Annotated in this window: 7 protein-coding genes; all 7 read right to left on the reverse strand. The window is 50.7% G+C overall.

The genetic code is table 11. The annotated features are described in order from the left end of the window. Positions 1-75: 75 nt before the first annotated feature. The 7 genes from ABEA14_RS08065 to ABEA14_RS08095 all read right to left on the reverse strand — a co-directional run bounded on the left by ABEA14_RS08065 (position 76) and on the right by ABEA14_RS08095 (position 8,611). Positions 76-2,391 carry a YgiQ family radical SAM protein gene (locus ABEA14_RS08065; RefSeq protein ID WP_345339400.1) on the reverse strand — a complete coding sequence of 772 codons (2,316 nt, stop codon included), beginning with the start codon at positions 2,389-2,391 and terminating at the stop codon, positions 76-78. A 217-nt stretch (positions 2,392-2,608) separates the two neighbouring features. Then, positions 2,609-3,292 carry a MaoC family dehydratase gene (locus tag ABEA14_RS08070; RefSeq protein ID WP_345339401.1) on the reverse strand — a complete coding sequence of 228 codons (684 nt, stop codon included), beginning with the start codon at positions 3,290-3,292 and terminating at the stop codon, positions 2,609-2,611. Between the two features lie 96 nt (positions 3,293-3,388). Continuing rightward, the gene (locus tag ABEA14_RS08075) at positions 3,389-5,278 is read right to left on the reverse strand and encodes a putative bifunctional diguanylate cyclase/phosphodiesterase (protein WP_345339402.1); all 1,890 of its coding nucleotides are present in this window, start codon (positions 5,276-5,278) and stop codon (positions 3,389-3,391) included. Beyond that, the gene (locus ABEA14_RS08080; RefSeq protein WP_345339403.1) at positions 5,271-6,416 is read right to left on the reverse strand and encodes an FIST signal transduction protein; all 1,146 of its coding nucleotides are present in this window, start codon (positions 6,414-6,416) and stop codon (positions 5,271-5,273) included. Before ABEA14_RS08080 ends, ABEA14_RS08075 begins: the two co-directional genes overlap by 8 nt. A 218-nt stretch (positions 6,417-6,634) precedes the next feature. Next, on the reverse strand, positions 6,635-7,582 hold the full coding sequence (locus ABEA14_RS08085; RefSeq protein WP_345339404.1) for a DUF4097 family beta strand repeat-containing protein: 948 nt from the start codon (positions 7,580-7,582) through the stop codon (positions 6,635-6,637). 38 nt (positions 7,583-7,620) lie between these two features. Next, positions 7,621-8,106, reverse strand: a complete 486-nt coding sequence (locus tag ABEA14_RS08090; RefSeq protein WP_345339405.1) for a hypothetical protein — start codon at positions 8,104-8,106, stop codon at positions 7,621-7,623. Continuing rightward, positions 8,099-8,611, reverse strand: a complete 513-nt coding sequence (locus tag ABEA14_RS08095; protein ID WP_345339406.1) for an RNA polymerase sigma factor — start codon at positions 8,609-8,611, stop codon at positions 8,099-8,101. Before ABEA14_RS08095 ends, ABEA14_RS08090 begins: the two co-directional genes overlap by 8 nt. Between the last annotated feature and the right edge of the window lie 196 nt (positions 8,612-8,807).

The raw sequence follows: 8,807 nt of genomic DNA on the forward strand, positions 1-8,807 counted from the left end.
TCTCTCAAAACTAAAAAGCCTCGCACCGATGAATAGCGCGAGGCTTTTTATTAACGTCTTAGATTAGCCGTCCTGCTAACGACGGGCTTTTGGCCGCTTTGCGCCACCAGACACTCTTTTCTGACCTGCGGAACTGTTGCCGGGTTTGCCATGCTTGGCTGGGCGATTTTTCTGCGAGCCATTTTTAGTTCCACTGCTTTTCTTGCCAGTTTTTTTCTGGTTCGGATGACTTTTACTTCCAAGAGGCTGGTCATCACTAAAGCGGGTGAGGCCACGCTGGGTTTTGCCCTGACCTGGTTTTTGACCTTTGGCTGAGTGCCCACGCCCTTGCTCTTTAAAGCTGGCTGGTGGCACCAGATGGTTTGGTCCACGACCGATCAAACGGCTAAGCCCCATTGCTTTAAGTGCTTCTCGGATCACTTCGTAGTTCTCCGGATCATGGTAGCGCAGCAGGGCTTTGTGCAGCTTACGCTGGCGTCCTTTCTTCGCCACCGGAAGTTTGCTGGTTTTGTGGCTGACCTTATGCAGCGGATCGACCTCGGTGTGATACATGGTGGTGGCATTAGCTAGCGGTGACGGATAGAAATTCTGTACCTGATCCAGCTTAAAGCGGTTGGTTTTCAGCCATAACGCCAGGTTCACCATATCTCTGTCTGTGGTGCCAGGGTGGGCCGATATAAAGTACGGGATCAGGTATTGCTCTTTACCTGCCTCTTTCGAGAACTTGTCGAACAACTCTTTGAACTTGTAATAGGTATCCATGCCCGGCTTCATCATCTGCTGAAGTGGGCCTTGCTCAGTATGCTCTGGGGCGATCTTAAGGTATCCGCCGACATGGTATTTCGCCAGCTCTTTCACGTAGCGTGGATCTTCCACGGCGAGGTCATAACGCACACCGGACGCGATCAGGATCTTCTTAATGCCTTTCAGGTCACGGGCACGACGATATAGATTGATTGTCGGCGTGTGGTCCGTGTCCATGTGGTGGCAGATATCCGGATACACACAGGAGAATCGGCGACAAGTCTGCTCTGCCTTCGGGCTCTTACAGTTGAGCTTGTACATGTTGGCAGTAGGGCCACCAAGATCTGAGATCACACCGGTAAACCCGGGCACTTTGTCGCGAATCTCTTCGATTTCCTGAATGATCGAATCTTCCGAACGACTCTGAATAATGCGCCCTTCGTGCTCTGTGATAGAACAGAATGAACAACCACCGAAACAGCCACGCATGATATTTACCGAGGTTTTAATCATGTCGTAGGCCGGGATCTTGGCCTTGCCATAGGCGGGGTGGGGGATACGGGCGTAGTTCATGCCAAACACCGCATCCATCTCTTCGGTCGAGAGTGGATAAGCCGGTGGGTTCACCCACACCATACGTTCCCCACAGGGCTGTAGTAGCGCGCGTGCGCAACCAGGGTTGGTTTCCTGGTGGAACACCCGCGAAGCATGGGCATACAGGTACTTATCTTCGCTGACGCGTTCAAATGACGGCAGCTTGATATAGGTGAACTCCCAAGGTTTACGCTTGCCACCTTTAGGGTTAAACGGCAATACACCAACGTTTTGCTCAACGGGCGCCGCTGATTCGGCTGCTTCGTCGTTCTTCTCGCTGCAGCTGTTGACTGGCTCAACATGATAAGGGTTGGGCAGAGGCTCGATCTTCCTCAGGCCATCAAGATGGGTTGAATCCAGTCCTGACCAGCCCGCCAGAGGTGTGTTGCGGAGTACGGCTGTGCCACGAACATCCTGCATATCCGCAGGTGTTTCGCCTGCGGCAATACGATGGGCGATCTCAGCCAATGGGCGCTCTGCGTTACCGTAAACCAGCAGGTCGGCTTTGGAGTCGAACAGCACCGATTTGCGTACTTTGTCTGACCAATAATCGTAGTGGGCAATTCGGCGTAAGCTGGCTTCGATACCACCAATTACGACGGGCACTCCCTTGTAGGCCTCTTTGCAGCGCTGGGTATAAACCGTGACCGCTCTGTCTGGGCGTTTGCCACCCTCGTTGTTTGGGGTATAAGCGTCGTCGTGGCGTAGTTTGCGGTCGGCGGTATAGCGATTGATCATCGAATCCATGTTGCCCGCAGTCACACCGAAAAACAGGTTGGGTTTACCCAACTGTTGGAATGCTTCTTTGCTCTTCCAATCAGGCTGGGCAATGATGCCGACACGAAAGCCTTGCGCTTCGAGCATGCGGCCGATCACCGCCATACCAAAACTTGGGTGGTCCACGTACGCGTCACCAGACACAATGATGATGTCGCAGCTATCCCAGCCTAACTGCGCCATCTCTTTACGAGACATCGGCAGAAAAGGTGCCGGGCTATCACTGTGAGCCCAGTACTTTGGATAGGAAAATAGTGGCTGTTCGGCGTGCTGCATTAAACTCTCTCGAAGTTATCTCGAACTTATTTCGAAATTGCGGTGCGGTGATGACCTTCCATGACTACCTTTTCGCATCTTAACTACCCGCAAGTGTCCGCGGGGCGCGGATTATACCAGTTGGTCAAATATTGTTCAGCCCTGTTTTTAGTATGGGATAGGGCAGAAAAAACGGAGGCCTGAGCCTCCGCTTCTGATGATTTGCTTAGTTTCTGTATTAGAAATAGAGACGAACGATAGACTCAGCCACGCAAGCTGGGCGGCGACAGCCTTCAATTTCGATGGTGATCTCTTTTACCAGTTCAAGGCCTCGCTTGATGGGCTCTACCTTGGCTAAGCGGGTACGGGCGCGCAGACGATTACCCACTTTTACCGGGTATGGATAGCGTACCTGGTTAAGGCCGTAGTTAACCGCCATTTTTGCGGTAGGGTACTGTGGCTTTTCTGGGTTGACGCTTTCGGTCAGGACTGGCAACAGTGACAGGGTCAGGAAACCGTGTGCAATAGTGCCTTTAAACGGTGACTCTAGCGCCGCGCGTTCTGGATCTGTGTGGATCCACTGATGATCCATGGTCACTTCGGCGAACTGATTGATGCGGTCCTGATCGATCTCAAGCCATTCGCCGACATGGATCTCTTCGCCAAGTTTCTCGGAAAGAGATGCCAACAACTTTTGCGCTTCAGGGTGAAGCACGATCGCTTTCGGCTGAGGTTGCGCACTACCGTGACCTAACAGCTGATGTTCGCGGGCCCAACTGGCCAGCTGTGTGCTGTTGGCTTTGTGAAGGAATTCGGTCCAATAGTCACGGATAGTAGGAGATATCCACTCCTTCAGCTCGAACTGGTGCTGTGCTTGCGCCAGTATTTCGCTTTTCTTTTTAATGAAGTCGACGACTTTCATCCGTTGGTACCTTGTCTCTTTACACGGGTTGATCAGCGTATATTTTAATCGAATTCAATATTAGATTAAAAGCTCAGTTCTGAACAGGTAACAAGATCAAGAGTTTAGCGCTTCATAAAGGCGATTAATGTGCGCTGGTTGGAGAAAACTTTCGACTAATTCGGCTGGCATAGGGCGGCTGAGCAGGTAGCCCTGAACTTCATCACAGTTCACTTCTGAGAGGATATTTAGGGTTTTCAAATCTTCCACCCCCTCGGCAATCACCATAAAGTTGAGGGTGTGTGCGACAGCGATGATGGTCTTGATGATCTCGAGATCTGAGGGGGAATCATGCAGGGCGGCGACAAAACTCTGATCAATTTTCAGGGTGTCCGCAGGCAATTGGCGCAGGTAGTTCAGGCTGGAATAGCCGGTTCCGAAATCGTCGATGGCGACTTTTACCCCCATTTGCCGGAGTGCTTCGAGCACGGCAATGGTGGTATCAATGTTATCGATAACCATGCTCTCGGTGATCTCCAGTTCCAGCAACCCATCAGGGATCTGATACTCTTCCATTAGCGCTGCGATCGAATCGATAAAATTGGGTTGGTGAATCTGTTTGACGGAAAGGTTTACCGCCATGCCAATCTGGTCGTGGCCCAATTCGCGCCACTTGACCAACTGTCTGCACGCCTCGTTAAGCACCCACTCGCCAATATCGAGTATCAGGTCGCTTTGTTCTGCAATGGGTATGAACTCCCCTGGCGAAACAATCCCATGTTCAGGGCAGTGCCAACGTATCAGGGCTTCAAAGCCAATTAAGCGCATTTCACGAGTGTGCAGCTTGGGCTGAAAGTAGAGTTCCAGTTCTTGGTTCTGTACCGCGGCACGCAAACGCGCTTCAAGCGATAAGCGATAGAGTGCTTGTGCTTCCATTTTCGGCTGGAAGCTGGCGAAGGTATTCCGCCCTAATGCTTTTGCCTGATACATCGCCATATCCGCTTTGCGGGTCAGGTCTTCAACATTACGGCCATGTCGCGGGGCATAGGCAATACCGATGCTGGACGAAATCTTTATCTGGTCGCTCAATTCGTCATAGGGTTTGGAGAGTGCGGTCAAAATCCGATTGGCTACCACCAGGGCTTCATTCTCGTCACTGATGGTGTCGAGCAGCAAGATAAACTCGTCACCGCCAAATCGCGCCAGGGTGTCTTGTTCGCGAAGGCAGGTTTCGATTCGTTTGGCGACCGTGCAGAGTAGCTTGTCTCCCACTTCATGGCCGAGCAGATCGTTCACATCTTTAAAATGATCGAGGTCGAGAAACATCACCGCCAACGGGGCGGTCTGTCGCTTTTTCTGTAGCAATGCTTGTTCCAGTCGATCAACAAACAATTGCCTGTTCGGTAGGCCCGTCAGTGCGTCATGGCATGCTTGAAACCGGATCTGGGCTTCTTTGCGCTTGAGCTCGGTTATGTCCCGGAAGCTCCAGACTCTTCCTGCTAACTCGCCGTCAATCATTTTTGGCCGAGAGCAATACTCCAAATATTTCGCTTGCCGAAGAGACAGTACGCCGACCAACTCGGCCTGTTTGTTGTCCTCCAGGGGGTGCAATATCCCGAGTAGATCGCCGGGAACTTCCAATTTGGCTCCCAGGGACTCAAGAAGGGAGGCCTCGTTGAGTGTGTTTGAGAAGCTCGAATCAATATTAAACAGTGCTTTAGCTGGTTGGTTGTAAGTCAGGTAATGGCCCTGTTTGTCTACCACGATAACCGCATCCTGAATGGCATCCAGAGTAGTGTTCAGGGTTACCAGGCGCTGAGACAGCTGATTGTTTTGAGCCACCATCTCTTCGGACATCAAATCCAAAGAACGCTCCAGTAATCGGCGGTCTTCATCACCCTGCTGATAGGCCTGGTCGACATTCAATAGCAGTGTTTGCAACTGCTCTGGTAGTTGCTCCAGTGACAGATTGGCGCGCTTTAACTGCTTGGCGAGAAGTCTATGCATCAGCTTTCCGTTCTTGGATCGCCGTGATCGTCATGGTTTGATTATGAAGAACACACCTATGTTGGCCCTTGACCGGGGAGAGTTCGCCGTATGAGTAAAACCCGGTGAGCATAGCGTTGTCGCCAAAGGTTTCCTGCACGGCTTCCACTTCCTCTTCAGTGCGCTGGTTAAGCACCATTTTCCTGCCAATGCAGCTGACTAACAAGGCCAATGTCGGCAGATCTGGATTGATATCGGTCTCCACAGCCGCTTCCGCTGCATCACTAGCGCCATCTATAAGGCGCTCAAAGTTGGCTTTCATAAGTCGAGCAAATGCACCTTCAGGCATCTCTCCCGCGAAGGTCATGCGGTCAGCATCTTCATCCACGCCCAATATGGTGCGCACGACTTCAGGGCGGTCATCAGAAAAACTGATACTCAATGGAAACAACAGCCCTGAGGCTGGCAGCCCAACGGCATATTCGCCCAGATACTTTTTGTAGAGCGCCAAGGCCGACATGCCATCCAATTGGTACAGCTGGTTATCTTTTGCCTTGGTGATTTTGCGTTTAGGACCAAATGTATCCCATCCCCCTCGAGAGCCGTGTGAGATGCTTAAAGCGTCGCCGTGTAGGCCGATAGCAATCACCTGACCCGAGCAGACTTTGTCGTTGTGCCAGGTAAACGTCTGGCAAAACTGCTCGCCGTCACCAGCCAGCCCACCGCTGACGGTGACTTCCTCGGGCAAATGGTCGGTCAGACCATTTACCAGCGCAGTGCCGTTGATCTGAATACCATCTGAGAATATCAGCAGGTGGCGTAGGTTCTCTTGGGGTAGTTGACATGCCAGCTCAGTACCTGCGTTGTAACTGCAGTCGACAGAATTTAATGGCTGGCTGGCGATGCTGACCTTACAGTCATCAAACTTAACTGCTGTAAGGGTCAAGCCGTTATCAGAGACTTGCGTACCGTGAATTTCACCTGCACTGCTGCAACCCACAATATCTGCCTGGGGAAACTGTTGACGAATTTCAGCCTGCTTCGCTCGATAAACTTCGACATTGCCAAAAACGAACACCAAAGCGGGCTCTGCAAATGGGCAGTGATTAAGCGCAGGATGCCACTGGCCATCGGTGACCAGAGTTTGAAACAACTTCATGGGCTAATGATCGTCAACTACGTGCTGTATTTACTGTAGCATTTTGAATTTTGCCTGCTGGGTCAACGGATAAAGGCCAGCTTAGTGAGCTGAGCAATGATTAAGTTAGCAAAACGTTAAAAAGGGCCTGAATAGGCCCTTCAAAGAGTGTGGTTTTGGCTGGCATTGATGCTTTATCTAAGCCGAACTTAAAGTGGGAGTTTACTAATTAAGCTCGCTCATAGCTTTTTCAGGGTCAGATCGCCGTTTACGGAAGTAAACTCTATCTTGCCTGCACCTGCTCCCAGCTTGGTGGTAAGGCTGCTGCCCGGGCCATACTCCTCTTCAATCGCTCGCTCATCACTGATCTCATTGTTGATATCGCCCCCGGCGACCGCACTGGCGCTTACTCGGGCGCTGGTATCTGCAGGTAAATACAGGTCTGCGTCGCCATTAACCGTCGCTATGGTGACTTCTGGTGCTTTACCGTTACGAACTTTGGCTTCGATATCACCATTGACGACATTCATGGTGATCTGCTGTGCCTGATGAATGTCCGCGTTAATATCACCGCTGACCGCTTCAAGCTTAACTGTTGTCGCTTTGGTGTCTGTTTCGATATCACCACTGACAGCTTGTAGTGTCAGTTCGCCACTGGATTGTTGATCATCGATATCACCGCTAACTGTTGTTAGGCTGATTTTGCCCGTGCACTCACTGCAGCTAAGGTCGCCGCTGACTGATTCGGCCTTCAACTCGCCCTGAAGCATTTTGGCAACCAGATCACCGCTCACTGTATTGATCCGCGTACGGTTATTGAAACCACTGATATTCAGATCAAAAGAGGTCCCTGACAAAGTTAAAATACTGGCTTTGGGCAGAGATATTGTCAGTACTGAACCGGGATCGTTGAAACTGTATTCGGCAGACTTAGATTGTTTGATTACAAACGTAGTCACCCCGTTTTCTGATTCAAAATCATAACCATCAGCCTTAGGGTCAAGGGTGCCGATAATGATGACTTTATTATCATCGTTGGCGCGGATCTCTGCTTTGCCAGCGGGTACCACGATCTCAATTTTTTCGTTGGCCGTGACATCGCGCTCAATGCTGATTGATTCGGCATGAGCTGATAACGCAAGCAAGCTGGTTACCACCATGGCCGTCAGTTGATTAATAAGTTTCATTGTTATTCTCCATCAGTAACTTAAGTCAGTCCTGCTGCTCAGGCGGTAAATTTGATTAAGGTGTTCAACAGTCGGATCTGCTTGCTGTTCAGGTCACGTAACATGGTCAGCAACTTCTGGTTTTCAGGTTGCAGGGCTAGTGCTTTCTGAAGATCTTGTTCAGCACTGTCCATTAGTGTCAGCTCGGTTTGCCAAGGCGAAATATCCAACCCCGCTGCTTCAATGGTTTTCAACAACGCATTCTTTTGCAGGCTGAAATTAGCCACAATCTGCTCTGCAGCGGTGCGCTCTATGTTGATGACGATTTCAATATCAGGGTCGTCGCTGGGTTTAAACATGAAGTTCCAACTGCTGAAAGTCAGCACCGCCAGTGCGGCCACCGCCAACCAACGACGCTTCTCCGCTGGCGTCACTTGTTTCGCCGGATCCACCAACTCAGCTTCAATATCTGGCCATAAATCCCGTCGTGGCTGCTTTTCTGTTGGCAATTGCTCCAGCAGCGCATCAAGTTGTTTATCATTCATCGTTTAACCACTCCTTGAGCAACTGTCTTGCTCGGTGGAACTGGGCTTTGCTGCTACCTTCTGCGATCTCAAGCATCTCGGCGACCTGTCGATGGCCAAACCCTTCAATGGCATGCAGCACGAAAACTGAACGCGCTTGTGCTGGCAGCTTCTGAATCGCTTGCTCCAATGCCAGGGTCAGATGATTCTGTGGGTCATTACCCATGCTGGCATCGGTATCTTGTGCTTCATCGACCAAGTGCCAGTTTTTGTGTTTGCGGCAATGATCGCTGATCCGAGCCGTCGCAATGCTATAGATCCAGGTACTGAACTTGCTGTCGCCACGAAAGTGGGCCAGCTGTTTCCAGGCGCTGATAAATACTTCTTGTGTCACGTCTTCAGCTTGTGAGCGGTTGCCCTGCATACGAAACGCCAGCGCATAAACGCGCCCCACGTTTTCGTCATACAGCATTTTGAATGCTGCTTTGTCGCCTTGTTGGGCTTGCTGAACCAATGGCTCTCTCAAACCTGTCCCTTTGTTTTGTTGAATCTGTTTCTGGTGGGTTAGTCGTTACTGATGCCAAAAAGGTTTAAATTGGGTTTCATCTTTTTTAAAAAAGTATTCTCAATAAAATCACCAAGTAAATAATCCACCTGCATAGCAGGTGGCTTTGCTTTTGGGCACCCTATAAGGGTGCTTTTCTGCTTTAACTAACTCCTAA

Origin of the sequence: Corallincola platygyrae (assembly GCF_039544265.1) — a bacterium.
In the GTDB taxonomy this organism is placed as follows: domain Bacteria; phylum Pseudomonadota; class Gammaproteobacteria; order Enterobacterales; family Neiellaceae; genus Corallincola; species Corallincola platygyrae.